Origin of the sequence: Nocardioides aquiterrae, assembly GCF_039526625.1 — a bacterium.
Lineage (GTDB): Bacteria > Actinomycetota > Actinomycetes > Propionibacteriales > Nocardioidaceae > Nocardioides > Nocardioides aquiterrae.
Window position 1 is genome coordinate 75715 of the sequence record NZ_BAAAJE010000008.1, and the last position, 21768, is coordinate 97482.

Below are 21768 nucleotides of genomic sequence, written 5' to 3' on the forward strand. Positions count from 1 at the left end.
TCCTCGTCGAGCACCGCGCCGGGCAGCGCGTCGAGGTCGTCGTCGGTGACCACCCGCGGGATGCCGATCCGGGCCGCGCGGAGCCGGCCGCCGTCCAGGGTGGCGCCCCCGGAGGCGATCGCGACCGGGCGGACGCCGTACCGGTGCAGGAGGTCGACCGCGGCGCGGTCCAGGCCGGGCGAGTCGAGGCCGAGGACGGCGACGTCGGCCTGGCCGGCGCTGGCGGCGGCGAGCAGGTCGTCGACGTCGACGCAGCGCTTGAGGACGACGATGCCGGGATGGTCGCCGAGACGCTGGAGCGCCGCCGGCTCCCACGCCGCACCCGAGGCGACGACGATGACCAGCGCCCGGTCAGCCATGCTCAGCCCCGGCGGACGACGGTGAGGACGGGCTCGCGGGCGCGGCCGAGCGCGCCGAGGAACGCCGCGGCGTCGGCCCCCGGCACGGCGAGCACGAGCTGGCGCCGGCCGGTGGTCGAGCCGAACGTGCTCTCCAGCGCCGGCGCGTCGACCACGGTGGCCGCACGGAGCAGCGGGCCGTCCCTGCCGAGCAGGTAGACGTCGACCACCGAACCCGGCCGCACGCTCGGCGGCACCTGCTCGGCGTCGACGGCCACCGGCAGCTCGACGGTGTCGGCGGCCTCGGCGGACCCGATCGCGGCGCGCGGGAGGAGCTCGCCCGCGCTGACCCCGCGGGTCAGCCGCAGCTCGGCGGGCAGCTCGTCGTCGACCGTGAAGTAGCCCGCGAGGTCCCCGTCGTCGGCGAACCGCACCCGGTGCGCGACCAGGTCGCCGGGGTCGAGGCGGGCACCCGGGCCGGCGTCGGTGGCGACTGCCCAGACCGACACCGTGTCGTCGGCCGCGGCGAGCAGGCGGGCGCCGGCGACCACCGACACCGCGACGATCAGCAGCCCGATCCAGAGCCGGGGATCGCGCCAGCCGGAGCGGGTGGCACGGGTGGCCGGCGGGACCGGGGCGGGGACCGCCGGGGCCGCGGGGCGCTGCGCCGTGCCGAGACTCACCCGCAGATTCTCGCCAGCGTCCCGGCTTCCGAAACCAGTTCTCCACAGGCTCGCGGGGCGCGGCCGGAGCGGGGCCCCGGAGGTGGGACCATGGGGGCATGGCCGGCACGCCCCGCTTCCTCACGCTCGCCGACGTGGCGGAGGTCCTCAACACCTCCAGCGCGCAGGTCTACGCGCTGGTCCGCCGCGGCGAGCTCCCCGCGATCAAGATCGGCGGCCGCGGCCAGTGGCGGGTCGAGTCGACCCAGCTCGAGGAGTTCATCCAGCGCATGTACGCCGACACCAAGGCGTTCGTCGAGGAGCACCCGTTCGTGGAGTCCGAGGCGGGCGACCAGGGCGCGTCCTAGCCCGTCTCGGAGCCCAAGGTCAGGGAGACCGTGCGCTCCTTGCCGTCGCGCTCGACGGTGAACTCGACGGTGTCGCCGGGCTGGTGGGCGCGGATCGCGACGATCAGCGCGATGCCGTCGGTCACGCGGTCGCCGTCGATCGCTACGATCACGTCGCCCTTCTCCAGCCCGCCCTTCTCCGCGGGGGTGCCGGGCATCACCGAGTCGATCTCGGCGCCGTTCCCGCCGGTCTCGCCGGTCTTCACCTTGGCCCCGATGACCGGGTAGCTCGCCTCGCCGGTGCGCAGGATCTGGTCGGCGGTGATCCGGACCTGCTCGATCGGGATCGCGAAGCCGACCCCGATGTTGCCGGACTCGCCGCCGATGGTGCCGCCGGTGGTCGCGATGGCGGAGTTCACGCCCACGACCTGGCCGCGCAGGTTCACCAGCGGACCCCCGGAGTTGCCCGGGTTGATCGCGGCGTCGGTCTGGACCGCGTTGATGTACGACGAGTCGTCACCCGCGCTCCCGGTGGTCACCGGGCGGTGCAGCGCGCTGACGATGCCGGCGGTCACCGTGGAGCTGAGGCCCAGCGGCGACCCGATCGCGACCACGCTCTCCCCGACGCGCAGCGCCTGGGACGAGCCGAGGGCGGCGGGCTGGAGGGACCTCGCCTTCGGCACGAAGAGGACCGCGAGGTCGTAGACGGAGCTGCGGCCCACCACGTCGGCCGGGTAGCGGTTCCCGTCCTCGTCGACGACCTCGATCCGGCCGTGGTTCTCGTCGGCGTCCTGGACGACGTGGTTGTTGGTGACGATGTGGCCCTGCCGGTCGAGCACGAACCCGGAGCCGGTCGCGCCGCCGTCCTGGCCCTGGTACTCCGCGGAGATCTGGACCGTGCTCGGCAGCAGCCGGGCGGCGACCGCGGCGATCGACCCGTTCTCCGCCGGCAGCGGCGCCTCGGTCACGGTGTCGACCCCGGCGAGGCCGCTGCTCACGGTGCCCGGCTGGTCGCGCACCTGCTCGTAGACCAGACCGCCGATCGCCCCGCCGATGATCCCGACGCCGAGCGCGAGCACGCAGACCACGGGCCACACCCAGACGGGCACCCGGCCGCGCGGGGCACGGGGCGGAGCGGGCGGGGGCGGCGGCGCCCAGCGGTACGGCGGAGCCTGCACCGTCGGGGGCACCCAGCTCGGCGGCGGCGTGCTCGGGCCGATCGGCCGGGTGGGCTCGTCCTGCGTCACGTCCCTATCTTGTCCCGTCGGGCGAAACCGATGCCCGTCGGGTCAGGAACACGCTCGGCGCCGGCGTGCGGGGCGCGTCGGTGATCGAGGTGACCGGCGCGCGCCGGTCGATGGACGGCGCGGGCGCGGAGGCCGGCCCGACACCGAACACCAGCACGCCCATCACCGCGGCACCCACGGCGCCGCCGCCGATCGCGGCCAGCCCCGCCGTACGCCGGCGGTCGGCCGGCGCGGGCACCAGGTAGGCGTCGCCGGGGGTGGCGCAGATCAGCGAGGCCTTCAGGCCGGTCGGCGTCGCGGGGGCCGCGACGTCGAAGGACAGCCCGGTGAGCCGGGTCTTGACCCAGCCCTCGCGCTCGACCAGGTCACGGCACTGGTGGCAGGCGTGCACGTGCTCCCACGCGCGCTCGGTCTCCTCCGGAGACAGCTGGCCGTCGAGCAGCGCGCTGGTGCGCGAACCGAGGTGGTGCCCGATCACGTCGCGGACCCCCACGGCGCGAGCAGCGGCCCGGCGTACCGGACCCGGCCGGCGCTCGGGGCGCGGTGCGCGAGGGCGGTGCGCAGCATGGCGCGGCCGCGGTGGATGCGGGAGCGGACGGTGCCGAGCTTCGCGCCGAGGATCTCGGCGATCTCCTCGTAGCTGAGCCCCTCGACGTCGCAGAGCACGACGGCGGCGCGGAAGTCCGGCGGCAGCGTCGCCAGCGCGCGCTCGATGTCGTCGTCGAAGGTCTGGTCGGCGTACGCCGTGTCCGGGCTCGGCGACGAGCTCGTCAGCCGGTCGGCCCGCTCGTCGGACAGCGCGTCGAAGCGGATGCGCTGCTTGCGGCGGGCCTGGTCGAGGAACAGGTTCGTGGTGATCCGGTGCAGCCAGCCCTCGAAGGTGCCGGGCGTGTAGGTGGACAGCGACCGGAACACGCGGACGAAGACCTCCTGCGTGAGGTCCTCCGCGTCGTGCCGGTTGCCGGTCAGCCGGTAGGCCAGTCGGTAGACCCGGTCGGAGTGACGCTCGACGATCTCCTCCCAGGAGGGGACGTGCTCATCCGCTCTGGTCTCCACCGGAGCCTCCTTGTCGCGCGACGGCGCGGGCTTGCCGAACAGGGTCCTGTCCTTCCTCAACCTAGGGACACGTGCTGAAAGAAACCTGTGAGACCAGTGTCCTCTTTCTGGGCCTCGATGGGGAGAACGAGCGAGCCGACGGCCGTGTTCCCCGACCGGAGGATCCGGGCGCGATACGTTGACACCCGTGAAGCCGACGAGCTGGACCTACGCCGAAGAGCACGTCGCCGAGGACGAGGTCCTCGCCAACGCGCGCGCCCGAGCCGAGGAGGTCGGCGTGGTGCCGATCGGCTCCGGAGGTGGGGCCGCGTTGCGGTTCCTCGCCGCAGTGCTCGACGCCCGCGCCGTGGTCGAGATCGGCACCGGCACCGGCGTCTCCGGGCTGTGGCTGCTGCGCGGCATGCGCCCGGACGGGGTGCTGACGTCGGTCGACATCGAGGCCGAGCACCAGCGGCTGGCCCGGGAGTCGTTCGCCGAGGCGGGCATCGCGAACCAGCGCGTGCGGACGATCTCCGGCGCCGCGCTCGACGTGCTGCCGCGCCTGACCGACGGCCACTACGACCTGGTGTTCTGCGACGGCGACAAGGCCGAGTACGGCGCCTACCTGAAGGAGGCGCTGCGCCTCCTGCGGCCCGGTGGGGTCGTGGCCTTCGACAACGCGCTGTGGCACGACCGGGTCGCGGACCCCGCGCAGCGCGACGAGGACACCGTCTCCATCCGCGAGCTCGGCCGGCAGGTCGCCGAGCGCGAGGACCTGGTCAGCGTGCTGCTGCCCGTGGGCGACGGCCTGCTGGCCGCGAAGAAGGTCTGGACCCCCGGCGACGAGTAGGGCTCAGTACCGCGGCGCGGCGAGGAACCCGTCGCCGCCCTCGGCGACCGCCACGATGTCGCACTCCTCGATGAGCACCGGCGGACTGCCCACGATCTGCGAGACCGGGGCCGTGTCGGCGCCGTCGCTGAACGCCCGCTGGAACTCCGCGCGCGCGTCGTCGGAGGCGAACACGTAGCACCCCTCGAACCACTGGCCGGGCCGGGTCCGCCAGGTCTTGAACCGCAGCCCGTCCTTGCCGGTGAAGCGCTCGTACGAGCTGTCCGCGACGTACGCCGCGAGCTCGGCGTCCACGTCCGGTGCGGCGTCCACGAGCGACCAGCGCACGGTGAGGCCGAGCATCAGGCGATCCCGGCGAGCGGGTCGTCGGAGCCGAGCCAGGTGAGCAGCGCGCGGGCCCCGAAACCGGTGGGGCCGGCCGTCCACTCGAACGACTCCTCCGGGGAGTCGCCCACCGACGCGATGTCGAGGTGGGCCCACGGCCGGTCGCCCGCGAAGTGCTGGAGGAAGAGCGCCGCGACGATCGCGCCGGGACCGCCCGGCGCGTTGTCGGCGTCGGCGACCGTCGACGAGAGCTTCTGCTCGTACGCGTCGGTCAGCGGCAACCGCCACAGCGGCTCCCCGGCAGCCACGGACGCCTCTCGGAGCGTGTCGGCCAGCGCGTCGCGGTTGGCGAACAGGCCGCCGACCTGCTGGCCGAGCGCGACCTTCGCGGCGCCGGTCAGGGTGGCGACGTCGACCAGGACGTCCGGGTCGATCTCCTCGACGGCGTACGCCATCGCGTCGGCGAGCACGAGCCGGCCTTCGGCGTCGGTGTTGGTCACCTCGGAGGTCCGGCCACCGTAGTGACGGATCACGTCGCCGGGCCGCAGGGCGTTGCCGCCGACCGCGTTCTCGGCGGCCGCGACCAGGCCGACGACCTTGACCGGGCACCCGACGTCGGCGAGCGCGGCCAGGGTCGCCATCACGACGGCGCCGCCGGTCATGTCGCGCTTCATCGTCACCATGCCCTCGCCCGGCTTGAGCGAGAGGCCGCCGGTGTCGAAGGTGATGCCCTTGCCGACCAGGGCCACGGTCGGCGTCTTCCGGCCGGCCTTCTTCGGCGTGTAGTCGAGGCGGATCAGCCGGGGCGGCGTCGCCGACGCCTGCCCGACGGCGACGATGCCACCGAAGCCGTGGTCGGCGAGCCAGCGCTCGTCGCGGACGGTGACCGTCAGCCCGGCGTCGCGGCCGATCCGCTCGGCCTGCTCGGCCAGCCAGGCCGGGTTCTTCAGGTTCGACGGCACCGTCGCGAGCAGCCGGGACCGCCAGCCGGCGCCACCCAGCGCGACCGCGCGGTCGACCACGGGCGCGAGGCCGTCGGGCAGGTCCGCGAGCACGATGCGCTCGACCGGCCGGTGCTCCGGCGGGCGCGAGCGCCAGTGGAACCGGAACGACCCCAGCATCGCGCCGACGACGAACGCCGCGAGCCCGTCGTCGTCGGCGACGGCCGCGACCGAGGTGGCGACCGAGGCGCGGTCCCGGGCCTCGCGCGCCAGCGCCGCCCCGGCACGGCGCAGGTCGTCGGGCCGCTGGGCGCCGACACCGACCAGCATCACGAGGCGGAGGTCGGCGTTGTCCGGGCTGCCGAGCGGCACCGGTACGCAGGCGATCTCGCCGGCCGCGCCGGTGGACCGGGACAGCTCGAGCACACCGAGCAGGTCCAGGCCGAGCCGGTCACCGAGCTCCGCGCCGCCGGGGCCGAGGATCACCGGATCATCTGGGCGCTCTCCGGGGAGCACGGGGATCGCCACGACCTCGACACCGCGGACGGCGTGCGGCAGCGCCGCGGTCAGAGCGAACTCGGGCGGCGAGACCTGGGGCGGAAGAGTCGGGGGGGCGTCTTGTGGCACGTCAGCCGACGACGTCCTTGAGGGCATCCCCGAGAGCGCCGGCCTCCTCGGCGTTCAGTTCGACAACGAGGCGGCCACCACCCTCGAGCGGGACGCGCATCACGATGCCGCGTCCTTCCTTGGTGACCTCCAGCGGACCGTCGCCTGTCCGCGGCTTCATCGCCGCCATCCGCGCACCTTCCTTCGCTCATTTCGGGCGCCAGGGGCCCATCGCGAGCCCTGTGCGCCGTACGCCGGACCATTATCCCCTATCGGGCGGTGACGCGGAGCACAGGGAGGAACGCTGGGGGCGGACGGGCTGGCAGACTCCCCTCATGCAGGCCCGATCCGCGCTGTTCGACGTGTACGGCGACCACCTGCGCTCCCGCGGCAGCCAGGCCCCGGTGGCCGCGGTCGTCCGCCTGCTCGAACCGGTCGGCATCGCCGCGCCCGCGGTGCGCACGGCGATCTCCCGGATGGTGTCCCAGGGCTGGCTCGAGCCGGTGCAGCTCGCCGGCGGCCGCGGCTACCGCACCACGGAGCGGGCCAACCGGCGTCTCGACGAGACCGGCAACCGCGTGTACCGGCGCCGGCTCCCGGCCTGGGACGGCCACTGGCACCTGGCGTTCGTCGACCCGCCGTCGGCGCGCCCGGCGCGCGCCCGGCTGCGCGCGGACCTGACGTTCGTCGGGTACGCCGAGCTGCTCGACAACGTGTGGGTGAGCCCCTTCCCGCGCGCCGAGCTGGCCGAGATCCTCGAGCGGGCGGGCGCGACGGCGCGCACCGCACGGGCCGACCGGTTCGACCCCGAGCCGACCGGGGCGTGGGACCTCGACCGGCTGCGGTCGGCGTACGACGGCTGGCTGGACGCGGCCGACGAGTTGGTCGAGAAGCACCTGTCGGCGCACGACGACGAGGACGAGGCGGCGTTCGCGGCCCGGTTCCACCTCGTGCACGAGTGGCGCAAGTTCCTGTTCGCCGACCCGGGGCTGCCCGACGACCTGCTGCCGGCGGACTGGCCGGGCCGGGAGGCCGCCGACCTGTTCGCCGCCGAGGCGAACCGGCTGAAGCCGGGGACCGACCGGTTCGTCGCGCGCTGCCTGGGCGCCTGACAGACTGCCCCGCATGAGCGACTCCCCCGTCCTCCTGGACGTCACCGACGGCATCGGCACGATCACCCTGAACCGCCCCGAGGCCTACAACAGCCTCAACGTGGCGACCAAGGAGCTGCTGCTCGAGACCGTGCAGCGGGTCGCCGACGACCCCGCGGTGCGCTGTGTCGTGCTGACCGGCACCGGCAAGGCGTTCTGCACCGGGCAGGACCTCAAGGAGCACATCGAGCTGCTCGAGAACGGCGGCAGCGACGTGCTGTTCACCACCGTCGACAAGCACTACAACCCGACGGTCACCGCGCTGGCCGGGATGGCCAAGCCGGTGATCGCCGCGGTGAACGGCGTCGCGGCCGGCGCCGGGGCGAGCCTGGCGTTCGCGTGCGACCTGCGGATCGTGGCCGACACGGCGGGGTTCAACCTCGCGTTCGCGAACGTCGCGCTCTCCTGCGACACCGGGGCCAGCTACCACCTGCAGCGGCTGGTCGGCCGGGCCAAGGCGATCGAGCTGCTCTACTTCCCGAGCACCGTCCCCGCCGCCGAGGCCCTGGAGCTCGGCCTGGCGACCAAGGTCGTGCCCGCCGCGGACCTCGCCGCCGAGGTGGGCGCGCTCGCGGCCCGCCTGGCCGCCGGCCCCACGGTCGCGCTCGGCGCGATCCGCCAGGCGGTCGCCTACGCGGCCGGGCACTCGTTCGAGGAGTCGCTGGAGTTCGAGAGCGCGATGATGACCAAGACCGGCGCCACCGCCGACCACCGCGCCGCGGTCGCGGCGTTCGTGGCCAAGGAGAAGCCGGTGTTCGAGGGCCGCTAGCGTCCTCGGGTGGCGCCCCAGAGCCCGAGCAGCTGCCGGGGCGCGGTCCGCGTCATCCGCTTGCGGCCGGGCTTCGCGCCGTACTCGACGGTGACCGCGGAGCCCGCGAAGTGGCTGTTGAACCAGCCGGTCATGGTGCCGTGGCAGACGCCGCCGCAGGTGAACGACTTGCGCGGCAGCTTCAACGCCCTGGCGAGCTGGCGGGAGAAGCGCTGGTTCTTGGTGTCGGTGTCCACCCCGTGCAGCGGCTGGTGGAAGCTGACGATCCGCTTCGGGCGGATCTGCTTCAGGAAGCGCATCATCGCCCGGGTCTCCGGCTCGGAGCCGGCCCGCGGGCCGGACTCGTAGCTGCCGTCGAGGTCGGCCCAGTGGTAGGGGAAGTTGCGGTTGAGGTCGACGCCGTGGGCGTTCTTGCGAGTGTGCGCGGCGAGCCCGTCGGGGTTGTAGACGGGCAGCACCCAGAGGTTGAGGCCGTGGATCGGCTTGCCGTCGCGCAGGGTCGCGAGGATCTGCCGCGGGGCGCCCTCGTTGCCGTGCATGGTCGCGACCAGCAGCACCTTCGGCTTGCCGCGCTCCCCCAGCCGCCACGCGGTGATCGGCCGGCCGCGGACGGAGTGCCCGATCACCCGCTTCTCCACGACGGCGCCGCGTTCGACGGGCGCGGTCGCGGCGTGGGCGGTGGCGGGCAGCCCGGCCACGGCGAGGGCCAGCACGGTCAGCAGGATCCCGAGACGCATCGCCCGACCCTAACGCCCTAGACCGCCGAGGTGAGGTAGGCCCAACTGAAGACGAGGACGCCGACCAGCATCCCGCCGTGCGCGAGGATCGAGAGACCCGGCCCCTCCGACCAGCTGTCCTCCTGCCCGTCCGAGGCGTGCTTGCCGCGACTGGGCAGCCAGCGCACCAGGATCAGCAGGCCGGCGACCACCACGATCCACCAGCACGCCAGCGCCGTGATGCCGACCACCTCGTTGCCGGTGGCCAGGAAGACCACCCACAGGACGAGCGCGAGCCCGCCGGCGACGGTGTGGACGTTGACCAGGCCGCGGCCCATCCTCAGCCGCCCCGCGCCGCCGTCCCCCCGCCCCAGCCGGAGCCGCGTCAGCACGACGACGACGGCCGCGAGCGCGGTGAGGACGTAGACGATCACCTCGGTCGACATGGAGCGGAGTGTGCCCTACGGGGCGGCCTCCTCGCCATGCTCGGGCTCCTCGCGCACCGGCCCCAGCTGGCCCGCGAGCCGGTCGAGGAGGGCGTCCACCTCGGACATCCGGTAGCCCCGGAAGGCCAGTGAGAAGCGGACCCGGCGCAGGTCCTCGGCCCGCAGCGGTCCGTCCGCGGGGACGGTCGCGTCGGGCCGGTCGTCGTACGCCTCGGCGAGCGGGGCGCCCCGGCCGGCCGCGACGAGCGCGATGCCGCCGAGCGCGAGCACGACGAGGATCGCGAAGAACCACATCACGGGAGGTCGCCCCCGCGGGCCGCGACCATCAGCGCGACGGCCTCCTCGACGTCGTCGGTCAGCACCAGCTGGTCGAGGTCGTCCTGGCGGATCATGGCCTCGGCGAGTGCCGTGTCCCGCAGCCAGTCGAGCAGGCCGGTCCAGTACGCCGTGCCCATCAGCACGATGGGGAAGCTGGTGATCTTGCCGGTCTGGCGCAGGGTCACGGCCTCGAACATCTCGTCGAGCGTGCCGAACCCGCCGGGCAGCACCACGAAGCCCTGGGAGTACTTCACGAACATCGTCTTGCGGGCGAAGAAGTACCGGAAGTTGATGCCGACGTCGACCCAGTCGTTGAGCCCCTGCTCCCACGGCAGCTCGATGCCGAGGCCGACGCTCACGCCGCCCGCCTCGCCGGCCCCCTTGTTCGCCGCCTCCATCGCGCCCGGGCCGCCGCCGGTGATGACCGCGAAGCCCTCCTCGGCCAGCCGCCTGCCCACCTGCTCGGCGGTGCGGTACGACGCGTGCCCGGCCGGGATCCGCGCGGAGCCGAACACCGACACGGCCGGGCCCAGCTCGGCCAGGGCGCCGAAGCCCTCCACGAACTCGGCCTGCATGCGCAGCACCCGCCAGGGATCGGTGTGCACCCAGTCGCTCGGGCCGCGGGAGTCGAGTAGCCGCTGGTCCGTCGTCCCGTCGTCGATCTGGCCGCGGCGCTGGATCACCGGACCCTTGAACTTGGCTCTCATGAGGTCAGCCAGCTTCGCAGCTGCGCCTCGCAACGCTCGATGTGCTCCATCGGGACGTGCTCCTCCTGCTTGTGGGCGAGCATCGGGTCGCCGGGGCCGAAGTTGACCGCGGGGATCCCGAGGGCGCTGAACCGGGCGACGTCGGTCCAGCCGAACTTGGGGTTGACCTCGCCGCCGACCGCCTCGACGAACGCCTTCGCGGCGGGCCGGTCCAGGCCGGGCAGCGCACCGGGGGCCGAGTCGGTCAGACGGACGTCGTACCCGTCGAAGAACTCGCGGACGAACACCTCCGCGTCGGCCTCGGAGCGGTCGGGGGCGAACCGGAAGTTCACCTCGACGACGCACTCGTCGGGCAGCACGTTGCCGGCGACGCCGCCGCGGATGAAGACCGCGTTGAGACCCTCGTGGTACTGCAGCCCGTCGATGACCGGCCGGCGGGCGTCGTACTCGGTGAGCCGACGGAGCACCTCGGCGGCGCCGTGGATGGCGTTGACCCCGCGCCAGCTGCGCGCGGAGTGGGCGCGCTCGCCGGTCGTGCGGACCTCGACGCGGAGCGTGCCCTGGCAGCCGGCCTCGACCGCGGCGTTCGACGGCTCCATCAGGATCGCGAAGTCCGCGGCCATCAGCTCCGGGTCGGACTCGGCGAGCAGCCGCAGCCCGTTGTACTTCGCGTCGATCTCCTCGGCCTCGTAGAGGATGTAGGTGACGTCGCGGTTGGGCTCGGGCACGGTCGCGGCGAGCCGCAGGATGACCGCGTCGCCACCCTTCATGTCACAGGTGCCGAGGCCGTGCAGCACTCCCCCACTCTCCGGCGCACCCTCGCGCCGGGCGGGCAGGTTGTGGTTGACCGGCACGGTGTCCAGGTGCCCGGCGATCACGACCCGCTCGCGGTGGCCGAGGTTGGTCCGCGCGATCACGGTGTGGCCGCGGCGGGTGACCGCCAGGTGGGGGTACGCCGTCAGCGCCTGCTCGACGGCATCCGCGATCGCGGCCTCGTGCTGGCTGACCGACTCGATGTTCACCAGCTGCTCGGTGAGGGTGACCGCGTCGGCGCTGAGGTCGAGCTGGTTCGTCGTCACAGCGCTATCCAACCAGCCGCGCCAGGTGGGCCGGCTGCGCCGGGACCGTCGAGACACGGGTTCCGCAGAACTGAAACACGTTCTAGTCTGCTGCCCATGCGCAACGGACTCGTGCTCTTCACCTCCGACCGCGGCATCACGCCGGCCGCCCTCGGCGCCGCCGCGGAGGAGCGGGGCTTCGACACCTTCTACGTGCCCGAGCACACCCACATCCCGGTCAAGCGCACCGCCGCGCACCCCGGCACCGGCGACGAGACGCTGCCCGACGACCGGTACCTGCGCACCCTCGACCCGTGGGTCTCGCTGGCGACCGTCGCCCAGGCGACCTCACGGATCCGGCTCTCGACGGCCGTCGCGCTCCCGGTGGAGTCCGACCCGATCACGCTCGCGAAGCAGATCGCCACCCTCGACCACCTGTCCGGCGGGCGGGTGGACATCGGCGCCGGCTTCGGGTGGAACACCGACGAGCTCGCCGACCACCACGTGCCCGCGGACCGTCGGCGCACCGTGCTGCGGGAGTACGTCGAGGCGATGCGCGCGCTGTGGACCCAGGAGGAGGCGTCGTACGACGGGGAGTTCGTGTCGTTCGGGCCCTCGTGGGCCTACCCCAAGCCGGCCCGGCACATCCCGCTGGTCATCGGCGCCGGCGGCGGCCCGAAGACGTTCCGGTGGATCGCCGAGAACGCCGACGGCTGGATGACCACGCCGACGCAGCAGGACATCTCCGGCCAGATCGAGGCGCTGAAGAAGGCCTGGGCCGACGCTGGCCGGTCCGGTGCTCCCGAGATCCGGATCCTGATCGCGTTCAAGCCGAGCCCGGAGGACCTGTCGGCCTGGGCCGAGCAGGGCGCGACCGAGCTGATCTGGGGCGTGCCGGACCGCTCCCCCGACGAGGTCCTGGCCTCCCTCGACCGCCTCGCCGGACGACTCGGGCTCGGCTGACGCGGGACGTCATGCACTGGGAGCCGTCGACGGCTCCGCGTGCATGACGTCCTGACGGGTCACGCCGCGACGCGCACCCAGCCGGCGGCCAGCATGGCCGACTCCACCTGGGCGAAGAAGGCGTCGGGCTCCAGGCGCAGCCCGAGGAGGGGTAGCCGCAGGACGGTGTCCCCGTCCAGCGCGAGCGCGTTCTGGCGCAGGGCATCTCCCACCACGTTCTCGGCCCACGCGTGGTGGATGCCGTCGACCTCGACGACGAGCCTCAGGTCGGGCCAGTAGAGGTCGAGGTAGTAACGCCCGGCGCGATCCCTGCGCAGCACCTGACGCGCGGGCGCGGGCAGTCCACGACGGCGCATCTCCCGCCCGACATCCAGCTCGCCGAGGCTGCGGGCACCGTCGAGCAGGTCGTTGACCACCGCGTGGAGCAAGAGCCGCCGCCGGTCGCGACGGATCCGCAGGAGCTCGACACCGATGGTCTCGGGGCGCGCCAAGCCCTGCTGCACCACGAGGGTGAGCACGTACGTCGCCTGCTTGTCATTGCGCGCCCACAGTGCCGCGCGGACGGCGGCAACTTCCACTCGGGTCCGCGGGATGCCACCCGGAGCCAGGTCGTCGGCGGACCAGCGTCGGGTCTGCCGGATGTCGTACCTGCTCGTGCGCCGGACCCGCGATCCCCGCGGCACCGACACCCGGATCCGATCCACGTCGAAGCGGCGCAGCCCCGACGCGATGAGCGAGGACGCTCCATCGAGCTGTGCACTCGGCCCGCCCTGCAGAACGGCTGCCCAGTGGTGTCCGGCGAGGGACACGTCCCCGTTGTGAAGGCAGACCGTCTGGTCGTTGAGCAGCTGCCACCGCTGCGCGCGCACCGCGCCGCGGATCTCCCACCTGGTCACGCCCAGCTCGTAGGCCTGGCGCCGCGACACGACGCCGCCCTGCTCCGCGGCCAGCCGGCGGAGTGCGACGAGTCGCGGGTCGGTGTCCGGCGTCCGGCGGGTCATGCGGACGACCTTGGGCCCTCGGCCGGCCGTTCGCCAGCGCGTCGGGCGAGGCTGTGGACAGCCGGCCGCGGGACGTCATGCGCCGGGAGCCCTCGACGGCTCCGGACGCATGACGTCCCGCGACTTCAGGCCTTGGTCACCGTCACGGTCGGCTCGGGGCCGTCGGCCGGGACCACGTCGTACGACGTCGCCAGGGTCTCGCCGGCGATCAGGTCGCGGTGCGTGGTGGCCGCGGCGACCACCTCGTCCGGCCCGGCGATGGTGAGCGCGATCCGGTCGGAGACCTCGAGGCCGGCGTCGCGGCGCGCCTGCTGGACCTGGCGGACCAGGTCGCGGGCCAGGCCCTCGGCGGCGAGCTCGGGCGTCACCTCGGTGTCGAGGACGACGAAGCCGCCGCTGCGCAGCATGCCGGTCGCCGTCCCGCCGTCGGCCGAGCCGGCGACGGTCTCGAGCGTGAACTCGCCGTCCTGGAGGACCAGGCCGCCCGCGGTGACGGTGCCGTCGTCGGCCACCGACCAGTCGCCGGACTTCGCGCCCTTGATCGCGGTCTGCACGTCCTTGCCGAGACGCGGTCCGGCGGCGCGGGCGTTGACGGTGAGCTTCTGCTCGACGCCGTACGTCGCCGCCTCCTCGGAGTCGACCGACAGCAGCCGGACCGTCTTCACGTTGACCTCGTCGCGGATGATCGCCTCGAAGCCCGCCAGCGCGGCCGGGTCCGGGACGACGACGGTCAGCGACTGGAGCGGCAGCCGGTTGCGCAGGTTGGCGGCCTTGCGCAGCGCGGACGCCGCCGAGGCGACCTCGCGGACCTTGTCCATCGCGGCGACCAGCTTCTCGTCGTCCGGCAGCTCGTCGACCGACGGCCAGTCGGTCAGGTGCACCGAGCGGCCGCCCGTGAGCCCGCGCCAGACCTCCTCGGTCGTCAGCGGCAGCAGCGGCGCGGTCACGCGACACACGGTCTCGAGCACCGAGTAGAGCGTGTCGAACCCGTCGGCGTCGCCCTCCCAGAAGCGGTCACGCGACCGTCGGATGTACCAGTTGGTGAGCACGTCGAGGAACGAGCGCGTCGCGTCGCACGCGTCGGCCACGGCGTACCCGTCCAGCGCCACCGTCATCTCGTCGACGAAGTCGCGGCACTTGGCGAGGATGTAGCGGTCCAGCGGGTCCGTGGAGTCCGTGCGGTGCGTCGCGTCGTAGCCCCGCCCGCCGTCGTGGGCGTTGGCGTACAGCTGGAAGAAGTACCAGCTGTTCCACAGCGGGATCAGCACCTGCCGCACCGAGTCGCGGATGCCCTGCTCGGTGACGACCAGGTTGCCGCCGCGCAGGATCGGCGAGGACATGAGGAACCAGCGCATCGCGTCGGCGCCGTCGCGGTCGAACACCTCGCGCACGTCGGGGTAGTTGCGCAGCGACTTCGACATCTTGTTGCCGTCCGAGCCCAGCACGATGCCGTGGCTGATGCAGTTCTCGAACGCCGGCCGGTCGAAGAGGCTGGTGGCCAGGATGTGCAGCGTGTAGAACCAGCCGCGGGTCTGGCCGATGTACTCGACGATGAAGTCGGCCGGGAAGTGGTGCGCGAACCAGTCGGCGTTCTCGAACGGCACGTGCACCTGCGCGAACGACATCGAGCCGGAGTCGAACCACACGTCGAGCACGTCGGGCACCCGGCGCATGGTCGACTTCCCGGTGGGGTCGTCGGGGTTGGGCCGGGTCAGCTCGTCCACGAACGGGCGGTGCAGGTCCGGGTTGCCCTCGCGGTCGCGGGGCATCGCGCCGAAGTCGCGCTCGAGCTCCTCGAACGAGCCGTAGACGTCGAGGCGGGGGTACGTCGGGTCGTCGCTCTTCCACACCGGCACCGGGCTGCCCCAGAACCGGTTGCGGGTGATCGACCAGTCGCGGGCGTTCTCGAGCCACTTGCCGAACTGGCCGTCCTTGATGTGGTCGGGCACCCAGTTGATCTGCTGGTTGAGCTCGAGCATCCGCTGCTTGAACGCGGTCACCTCGACGAACCACGACGAGACGCCCTTGTAGATCAGGGGCTCGCGGCAGCGCCAGCAGTGCGGGTAGCTGTGCTCGTAGGTCTCCCGGCGCAGCAGCACCGTGCCGGGCGTGACGGCGCCGCCGTGCGACTTGAGGTCCTCGATGATGTGCGGGTTGGCGTCGAAGACCAGCATGCCCTCGTACTCCGTCACCGGGTACGTGAACCGGCCGTCCTTGCCGACCGGCATCACCGCCTCGATGCCCTCCCGGTCGGTGACGACCTTGTCGTCCTCACCGAAGGCGCCCGCGGTGTGGACCAGGCCGGTGCCGTCGGTGGTGGTCACGAACTCGGCCGGCACGACGCGGAACGCCCGCTCGTGCCCGCGGTAGTAGGTGAACGGCGGGTCGTAGACCAGCCCGACCAGGTCGGCGCCGACGCCGCGCCAGGTGACCTCGGGGCTCTCGCCGAGCTCGCGCGCGTACGCCGCCAGCCGGGCCTCGGCGATCAGGTAGCGGACGCCGTCCACGTCCACCACGACGTAGTCGATGTCCTCGCCGACCATCACCGCGAGGTTGCTGGGCAGCGTCCACGGGGTCGTCGTCCAGATGAGCAGCTTGACGCCCTCGAAGTCGCCGGGGGTCGTGATCTCGTACCCGACCGTGACCGCCGGGTCCTGGCGGCTCTGGTAGACGTCGTCGTCCATCCGCAGCTCGTGGTTGGACAGCGGGGTCTCGTCGTTCCAGCAGTAGGGCAGCACCCGGAAGCCCTCGTAGACCAGGCCCTTGTCGTAGAGCTCCTTGAAGGCCCAGATCACCGACTCCATGTAGTCGGGGTCCATCGTCTTGTAGTCGTGGTCGAAGTCCACCCAGCGGGCCTGGCGGGTGACGTACTCGCGCCACTCGTCGGTGTACATCAGCACCGACTGGCGGCAGGCCTCGTTGAACGCCTCGATGCCGATCTCGAGGATCTCGTCGGTGGTCTTGATGCCCTTGAGGCGCATCGCCTCCAGCTCGGCGGGCAGGCCGTGGGTGTCCCAGCCGAACCGGCGCTCGACCCGCTTGCCGCGCATGGTCTGGTAGCGCGGGATCAGGTCCTTGACGTAGCCGGTCAGCAGGTGGCCGTAGTGCGGGAGGCCGTTGGCGAACGGCGGGCCGTCGTAGAAGACGAACTCGTTGTCCCCGTTCACGCCGGGGTCGCGCTGCTCGACGCTGGCCTGGAAGGTGCCGTCCTGCTCCCAGAACGCGAGGATGCGCTCCTCGATCTCCGGGAAGCGCGGGCTCGAGGGCACGCTGCCGGAGTCGTTCTTCGGGTAGCTCATCGGTGGTCTCCTGTGGCTCGTCGTCACGTTGAGGACGACACCCTGCCCAGCGCAGGGAGCCGCGGTACCACCTCAGTTGCCGCTCCGGGGAGCGACCGCTCGTTCACGGCTGTGACGGGCCTACCCGTCCGGTTCTACTGGGCACCGGAGTGCTGTTCTTCCGGAGGCTCGCCGCTGATGACGGCTCGGACGCCTGTACCGCAAGCGTACGGCGTGGGATCGATGCCCCGCCAATCGGAATCAGCGCGGGACCACCCGGATCCTGACCGTGCTGTGGCCGGGCCGCGGGCCCACCGCGTGACCGTGCACCGTGAGCCACTGCCGGCGGTGCACGCCGAGCTGCACCGGCAGCCGGAACCGGTAGTGCCCGGCGTCGAGGTCGCGCGCGACGACGGGCCGGGCCCGCAGGCCAGGCGTGTGCTCGCCGGTCAGCCGGAGGCGGGACGCGTGCTCCGGGAGTTCCACGCCGACGACGACGTACGACCACCGGTCCACGGGCAGACGGTGGTGACCTCCCGACCGCACGGTGAGGGGTAGCGCCGGGTCGACGATCACCACGCCGTCGTTCCAGCCGTCGAGCCGGTCGAGGGCGGTGCTCGAGGCCGGGTCGACCACCGTCACGTAGGAGCACGGGTGGTCCTGGATCAGGGACGGCACGGCGGCGTCGATGTCGACGGTCGCCGAGTCGTCCACCGGCGCGGACACGTCCGCGTCCGGGACGCAGGCGCCGGTGTCGTCGACGGAGCCGAGCACCAGGTGCACCTCGTCGTCCGACGCCTGGGGCGTCGCCGCGAGCCGGACCGTGGCCTCGACGCGGGCCTCCCCGGAGTGCTTCCGGACCGTGGCGCGGGCGGAGTCGAGGGTGCGTGCGGGGTCGGCCGTGGCCGGCATGCCCGCCGGTCGGCTGTCGTAGGTCCACCGCACGTAGGCGTCCGCACTCGCCGGCGGTGCGGCGAGGAGTCCCGCGGCGACCACGCCTGAAGCGACGACGGCAGTGTGCATGGCCAGCATGCTCGACGGTAACCCGGTCCCGTGCGTTCACGGACGAATTCGACCCGGCGTTCATCGGTCCTTCAGGCGCGAGGAGGACGCTCGGACCGTGAGCGCCGGCCGGTCCACGCGGGTCACGACGGCGACCGACTGCCTGACCGTCGGGGTGGTCGCCCTCGTCGTCTTCGCGCTGCACGGGTTCGACGGCCCGCTCGACCGCGACCTCGGCGTCTTCACCTACGGCGGCGAGCACGTCGCGCACGGCGTGCCGCCGTACGCCGGGATCTTCAACTCGGTCGGCCCGCTCTCCGACGCCCTTCCCGGGCTGGCGATCTGGGCCGGCGCGCACCTGGGCATCGGTCCGGTGAGCGCGGAGCGGCACCTGTTCGTCGTGCTGGCCGCCGGGTGCTGCGTCGCGCTGTTCCTGCTGGCGCGCGACGTCCTCGGCTCCCGCGGGGCCGGGTTCGCCGCCGCGGCGGTGCTCCTCACCTTCCAGGACTTCTCCGCGCTGGCGTCCGACGGGCCGCGGGAGAAGACCGCGATGGTCCTGCTGATGCTCGCGACCCTGCTGCTGCTCACGCGCAGGCGCTGGGCCGCGGCGGGGGTCACGACCGCGCTCGCCACCCTGACCTGGCAGCCGGTGCTGGTCGTGGCCGTGGCGGCCGCGGTGGCGGCGGCGACCGGCGCCCGGGGCGGCCGGGTCCGGGCCGGTCTCGCGTTCGTCGGCGGCGGGGTGGCGACGACGGCGCTGTTCGCCGCGTGGTTCGCGCTCCGCGGCGACCTGCAGACCGCGGTGGAGGGCTTCGTCGTGGTCAACGCCGAGTACACGCGGCAGCCGTCGCTGCTGACCCAGCCGGGCGTGACCTGGACCTTCCTGTGGCGGTCCTACCACGCATCGGTGCTGCTGGTGCCCCTCGGCCTGGTCGCCCTGGTCGGCCTGGCGGCGCGGGCCCGGCGACAGGACCCGCCGCTGCTGGTCTGCGGTGCCGCCGGCCTGGCCGCGACGGTCTGGACGGTCGCGGTCATCAACGGCCCGCCCGACCTGTTCGTGCTGCTGCCGTTCGCCGCGCTCGGCGTCGCGGCGGTCGTGACCGCGGGAGCGCGGCGGCTGACCGAGCCGCTCGGCCGGGTCGTCGTCGCGTCGGTGACCCTGGCGGCCGTGCTGGCCGCGACCGCGGTGGCCGTCGGCACCCGCAGCGACGGGCTCGAGCGCGAGCGTGCCGACGTGCGCGCCGTGCTCGCCGCAGCGCCGACGGGCGCCACGCTGCTCTCGATCAACGCACCCGAGGTGCTCGCGCTGGCCGGCCGCACCAACCCGACGCCGTACCAGGTCTTCGACGAGCCGATGGACCGCTACCTCCAGGCGAGCTGGCCGGGAGGACTGTCGGGCTACGCACACTGGATCGCGCGCGCCCGGCCCACCCTGGTCGCCTTCGCCGCGGGACGGCACCAGCGATGGCCGGACCGCGTCCTGCGGCGCGACTACTGGCTCGCGGGGCGGGGACCGGCGTGGCGTTGGTACGTCGCCCGCACCGCCGGGGTCGGGACCTTCGCGGCGGTCTCCCGGGCGATCCGAGTGGCCCGGCACGTGCCGGCCTGAACCCGGTTGCCCGGACGACCGCCGGACGGGTCGGTGGCCGGCCGGGCGCGCCAACTAGGCTCTCCTGCCGTGACTGATCAGAAGGCCTGGGGATTCGGCCTGGCCACCCTCGACGGCAACGGCACGGTCCTCGATGTCTGGTTCCCCTCCCCCGCGCTCGGCGCGAAGCCGGGCGACGCCGTGTGCCCGGGCGAGCTCGGCGACCTCCAGGGCACCGACAAGGACCGCGGCGTCACCCGCGACGTGCTGCTGGTCGAGATCGCGGACCTGCAGGCGCCGCCGGCCACCACCGAGGACGTCTGGCTGCGGCTGCACCTGCTGTCGGCGCGCCTGGTCACCCCGCACTCGATCAACCTCGAGGGCATCTTCGGGCTGCTCACCAACGTCGTGTGGACCAGCGCCGGCGCCTGCGCGGTCGAGGGCTTCGAGTCGACCCGCGCCCGGCTGCGCGCCAACGGCCGGCACCTGACCGTCTTCGGCGTGGACAAGTTCCCCCGGATGGTCGACTACGTCCTGCCCACCGGCGTCCGCATCGCCGACGCCGACCGGGTCCGGCTCGGCGCCCACCTCGCCGAGGGCACCACGGTGATGCACGAGGGCTTCGTCAACTACAACGCCGGCACGCTCGGAGCCTCGATGGTCGAGGGCCGGATCTCGGCGGGCGTGGTCGTCGGCGACGGGTCCGACATCGGCGGCGGCGCCTCGATCATGGGCACGCTCTCCGGCGGCGGCAAGCAGGTCATCTCGATCGGGAAGCGGTGCCTGCTCGGCGCGAACGCCGGCCTGGGCATCTCGCTCGGCGACGACTGCGTCGTGGAGGCGGGCTGCTACGTCACCGCCGGCACCAAGGTCACCGTCCACGACCCGGCCGACGGCGTCGGCCCGAAGGTCGTCAAGGCGCTCGAGCTCTCGGGCGCGAGCAACGTGCTGTTCCGCCGCAACTCGGTCACCGGCGCGATCGAGGCGGTGCCGTGGAAGAGCGAGGGCATCGCGCTGAACGCGGCCTTGCACGCCAACTGACACTTGTCCGCATGAGGTTCCGCACCGGCGCTGCGCTGGTCGCGCTCGCCGGTGTCGGCGTCGCGGCCGCGGTCGGGTACGGCGTGCACGACCTGCTCGGCGACGTGTCGCCGCTCTTCCAGCCCGACGAGTGCACCGCGACCGTGAGCGGGCGCACGGTCACGCTCACTCCGGAGCAGGCCGAGAACGCCGCGCTGATCACCGCGGTGTCGGTGGGCCGCGGGATGCCGGCCCGCGCGGCGACGATCGCGCTCGCGACGGCGTACCAGGAGTCCAAGCTCTACAACCTCGAGACCGGCGACCGCGACTCGGCCGGCCTGTTCCAGCAGCGGCCGTCGCAGGGCTGGGGCACGCGGGCGCAGGTGACGGACCCGTACTACGCGACCAACGCCTTCTACGACGCGTTGGAGAAGGTCGACGGCTACGAGGGCATGCGGGTCACCGTGGCCGCGCAGGAGGTGCAGCGGTCCGGGTTCCCCGAGGCGTACGCCGACCACGAGGCCGACGCCCGGGTCCTCGCGTCCGCCCTCACCGGCAACTCCCCGCACGCGTTCAGCTGCCGGATCGACCGCACGCCGGCGCCGGAGCGCGACAAGCTCACCGCCGCCGGGCTGACCCACCGCGCGGACGTCGTACGGCGCGAGGTGGGCGACCTGTTCGGCAGCCCGCCGATGGGCGGCTTCGCGCCCGGGGGCGTCACCACCGGGCACATGGAGGGGTCCGCGCACTACGACGGCCGCGCCGTCGACGTGTTCGTGCGGCCGGTCAGCCCGGAGAACAAGGTCCGCGGCTGGGCGATCGCGCAGTACCTCGTGGCGATGGCGGACCGGCTCGGCGTCGAACACGTCATCTTCGACGACCGGATCTGGACTTCGGGCGACCGCTCCGGCGACGGCTGGCGCGACTACGACCCGCCCGAGCGTGCCGGCAGCCGGCTGATCCTCGAGCACCGCGACCACGTGCACGTCGACGTCTTCGACTGAGCCGGCGCCGGAGTTCATCCGGGCTCCTGCCGAATCCGCGGCGTGTTTCTCCGAAGAACGCGGGCCTTCCGGTCGATCGGGAGTGATGCTGGGCACACACCAGCAAGGCCATGGACTGTCCACAGACCGGACCAGACCAGGTTTTCGGGTCGGGGGACTACGGAAATCTGACAGCAGGAGGTACGACGACGATGTGCAACCACACCCCGGGATGCCCGGACATCGAGGCAGCGGACTGCTGCAGCGCCCACGTGGTGTCCGACCACCTGCACGACCAGGGCTGGTGCCGGCTCTGCAACGGCCTGATCCTCTTCGACGACGGCCACTACCTGACCCCCGACGGGCACGACCACGTCCTGACGCTGAGCGCCTGAACCACCCGCCGATCCGTCTCAGC

24 protein-coding genes and 1 pseudogene are annotated in these 21768 nt (G+C 73.1%); 9 read left to right on the forward strand and 16 right to left on the reverse strand.

Going from position 1 to position 21768, the window contains the following annotated elements:
* Positions 1 to 359, reverse strand: a pseudogene (locus ABD086_RS11395) (hypothetical protein); the annotation flags it as partial.
* 2 nt (positions 360 to 361) lie between these two features.
* Complete coding sequence (locus tag ABD086_RS11400) at positions 362 to 1021, reverse strand: hypothetical protein (RefSeq protein WP_343907649.1); 660 nt, start codon at positions 1019 to 1021, stop codon at positions 362 to 364.
* Positions 1022 to 1119: 98 nt separating this feature from the next.
* On the opposite strand from ABD086_RS11400, the gene ABD086_RS11405 reads away from it, so the two are divergent.
* On the forward strand, positions 1120 to 1368 hold the full coding sequence (locus ABD086_RS11405; RefSeq protein ID WP_343907650.1) for a helix-turn-helix domain-containing protein: 249 nt from the start codon (positions 1120 to 1122) through the stop codon (positions 1366 to 1368).
* Here ABD086_RS11405 and ABD086_RS11410 read toward each other — a convergent pair.
* From ABD086_RS11410 to sigE, 3 genes are read right to left on the reverse strand one after another with little or no spacing between them, the layout of a single operon-like run.
* Positions 1365 to 2594: a S1C family serine protease gene (locus ABD086_RS11410; protein WP_343907651.1), complete on the reverse strand. Its 1230-nt coding sequence runs from the start codon at positions 2592 to 2594 to the stop codon at positions 1365 to 1367. The two genes, ABD086_RS11405 and ABD086_RS11410, sit on opposite strands and share 4 nt — an antisense overlap.
* Before the next feature lie 4 nt (positions 2595 to 2598).
* The gene (locus ABD086_RS11415) at positions 2599 to 3072 is read right to left on the reverse strand and encodes an anti-sigma factor (protein WP_343907652.1); all 474 of its coding nucleotides are present in this window, start codon (positions 3070 to 3072) and stop codon (positions 2599 to 2601) included.
* On the reverse strand, positions 3069 to 3650 hold the full coding sequence (gene sigE / locus ABD086_RS11420) for an RNA polymerase sigma factor SigE (protein WP_343907653.1): 582 nt from the start codon (positions 3648 to 3650) through the stop codon (positions 3069 to 3071). The genes ABD086_RS11415 and sigE overlap by 4 nt, the downstream gene beginning before the upstream one ends.
* 178 nt (positions 3651 to 3828) lie before the next feature.
* Between sigE and ABD086_RS11425 the strand changes: the two genes are divergently transcribed.
* On the forward strand, positions 3829 to 4479 hold the full coding sequence (locus ABD086_RS11425) for an O-methyltransferase (protein ID WP_425571598.1): 651 nt from the start codon (positions 3829 to 3831) through the stop codon (positions 4477 to 4479).
* Positions 4480 to 4482: 3 nt separating this feature from the next.
* Here the strand turns inward: ABD086_RS11425 and ABD086_RS11430 are convergent, their stop codons facing one another.
* The 3 genes from ABD086_RS11430 to ABD086_RS11440 are packed head-to-tail and all read right to left on the reverse strand — an operon-like array spanning position 4483 to position 6540.
* Positions 4483 to 4821 carry a hypothetical protein gene (locus tag ABD086_RS11430; protein WP_343907655.1) on the reverse strand — a complete coding sequence of 113 codons (339 nt, stop codon included), beginning with the start codon at positions 4819 to 4821 and terminating at the stop codon, positions 4483 to 4485.
* Positions 4821 to 6371 (reverse strand): leucyl aminopeptidase family protein, encoded by a 1551-nt coding sequence (locus ABD086_RS11435; protein WP_343907656.1) that lies wholly within the window; start codon positions 6369 to 6371, stop codon positions 4821 to 4823. Before ABD086_RS11435 ends, ABD086_RS11430 begins: the two co-directional genes overlap by 1 nt.
* A 1-nt stretch (position 6372) precedes the next feature.
* The gene (locus tag ABD086_RS11440) at positions 6373 to 6540 is read right to left on the reverse strand and encodes a DUF3117 domain-containing protein (RefSeq protein WP_082574674.1); all 168 of its coding nucleotides are present in this window, start codon (positions 6538 to 6540) and stop codon (positions 6373 to 6375) included.
* Positions 6541 to 6685: 145 nt separating this feature from the next.
* Between ABD086_RS11440 and ABD086_RS11445 the strand changes: the two genes are divergently transcribed.
* Entirely contained in the window at positions 6686 to 7462 is a 777-nt protein-coding gene (locus ABD086_RS11445) for a PaaX family transcriptional regulator (RefSeq protein WP_343907658.1), read from the forward strand.
* 13 nt (positions 7463 to 7475) lie between these two features.
* Entirely contained in the window at positions 7476 to 8270 is a 795-nt protein-coding gene (locus ABD086_RS11450) for an enoyl-CoA hydratase-related protein (protein WP_343907659.1), read from the forward strand.
* On the opposite strand, the gene ABD086_RS11455 is transcribed toward ABD086_RS11450, so the two are convergent.
* Genes ABD086_RS11455 through dapE form a run of 5 tightly spaced genes read right to left on the reverse strand, consistent with a single transcriptional unit; the run spans position 8267 to position 11536 of the window.
* Positions 8267 to 9007, reverse strand: coding sequence for a M14 family zinc carboxypeptidase (locus tag ABD086_RS11455; RefSeq protein WP_343907660.1), 741 nt, complete (start codon positions 9005 to 9007; stop codon positions 8267 to 8269). The two genes, ABD086_RS11450 and ABD086_RS11455, sit on opposite strands and share 4 nt — an antisense overlap.
* A 17-nt stretch (positions 9008 to 9024) precedes the next feature.
* Positions 9025 to 9432 (reverse strand): hypothetical protein, encoded by a 408-nt coding sequence (locus ABD086_RS11460; protein ID WP_343907661.1) that lies wholly within the window; start codon positions 9430 to 9432, stop codon positions 9025 to 9027.
* Between the two features lie 15 nt (positions 9433 to 9447).
* On the reverse strand, positions 9448 to 9726 hold the full coding sequence (locus ABD086_RS11465; protein WP_343907686.1) for a DivIVA domain-containing protein: 279 nt from the start codon (positions 9724 to 9726) through the stop codon (positions 9448 to 9450).
* A complete protein-coding gene (locus ABD086_RS11470) occupies positions 9726 to 10457 on the reverse strand; it encodes an LOG family protein (RefSeq protein ID WP_343907662.1) in 732 nt (243 codons plus the stop codon). The genes ABD086_RS11465 and ABD086_RS11470 overlap by 1 nt, the downstream gene beginning before the upstream one ends.
* The gene (gene dapE / locus ABD086_RS11475; protein ID WP_343907663.1) at positions 10454 to 11536 is read right to left on the reverse strand and encodes a succinyl-diaminopimelate desuccinylase; all 1083 of its coding nucleotides are present in this window, start codon (positions 11534 to 11536) and stop codon (positions 10454 to 10456) included. Before dapE ends, ABD086_RS11470 begins: the two co-directional genes overlap by 4 nt.
* 96 nt (positions 11537 to 11632) lie before the next feature.
* Between dapE and ABD086_RS11480 the strand changes: the two genes are divergently transcribed.
* Positions 11633 to 12478, forward strand: a complete 846-nt coding sequence (locus tag ABD086_RS11480; RefSeq protein ID WP_343907664.1) for an LLM class F420-dependent oxidoreductase — start codon at positions 11633 to 11635, stop codon at positions 12476 to 12478.
* 59 nt (positions 12479 to 12537) lie between these two features.
* Here ABD086_RS11480 and ABD086_RS11485 read toward each other — a convergent pair whose 3' ends face one another.
* From ABD086_RS11485 to ABD086_RS11495, 3 genes are all read right to left on the reverse strand, one after another.
* Positions 12538 to 13479, reverse strand: a complete 942-nt coding sequence (locus ABD086_RS11485; RefSeq protein ID WP_343907665.1) for a DUF559 domain-containing protein — start codon at positions 13477 to 13479, stop codon at positions 12538 to 12540.
* Between the two features lie 125 nt (positions 13480 to 13604).
* On the reverse strand, positions 13605 to 16778 hold the full coding sequence (gene ileS / locus ABD086_RS11490; RefSeq protein ID WP_343907666.1) for an isoleucine--tRNA ligase: 3174 nt from the start codon (positions 16776 to 16778) through the stop codon (positions 13605 to 13607).
* Positions 16779 to 17018: 240 nt separating this feature from the next.
* Positions 17019 to 17780: a hypothetical protein gene (locus ABD086_RS11495; RefSeq protein WP_343907667.1), complete on the reverse strand. Its 762-nt coding sequence runs from the start codon at positions 17778 to 17780 to the stop codon at positions 17019 to 17021.
* A gap of 97 nt (positions 17781 to 17877) precedes the next feature.
* Between ABD086_RS11495 and ABD086_RS11500 the strand changes: the two genes are divergently transcribed.
* The 4 genes from ABD086_RS11500 to ABD086_RS11515 all read left to right on the forward strand — a co-directional run bounded on the left by ABD086_RS11500 (position 17878) and on the right by ABD086_RS11515 (position 21745).
* Entirely contained in the window at positions 17878 to 19368 is a 1491-nt protein-coding gene (locus tag ABD086_RS11500; protein ID WP_343907668.1) for a hypothetical protein, read from the forward strand.
* A gap of 69 nt (positions 19369 to 19437) precedes the next feature.
* The gene (gene dapD / locus ABD086_RS11505) at positions 19438 to 20388 is read left to right on the forward strand and encodes a 2,3,4,5-tetrahydropyridine-2,6-dicarboxylate N-succinyltransferase (protein ID WP_343907669.1); all 951 of its coding nucleotides are present in this window, start codon (positions 19438 to 19440) and stop codon (positions 20386 to 20388) included.
* 11 nt (positions 20389 to 20399) lie between these two features.
* On the forward strand, positions 20400 to 21371 hold the full coding sequence (locus ABD086_RS11510; protein WP_343907670.1) for a VldE C-terminal domain-containing protein: 972 nt from the start codon (positions 20400 to 20402) through the stop codon (positions 21369 to 21371).
* Positions 21372 to 21562: 191 nt separating this feature from the next.
* The gene (locus ABD086_RS11515) at positions 21563 to 21745 is read left to right on the forward strand and encodes a DUF5999 family protein (RefSeq protein WP_343907671.1); all 183 of its coding nucleotides are present in this window, start codon (positions 21563 to 21565) and stop codon (positions 21743 to 21745) included.
* Positions 21746 to 21768: the final 23 nt, after the last annotated feature.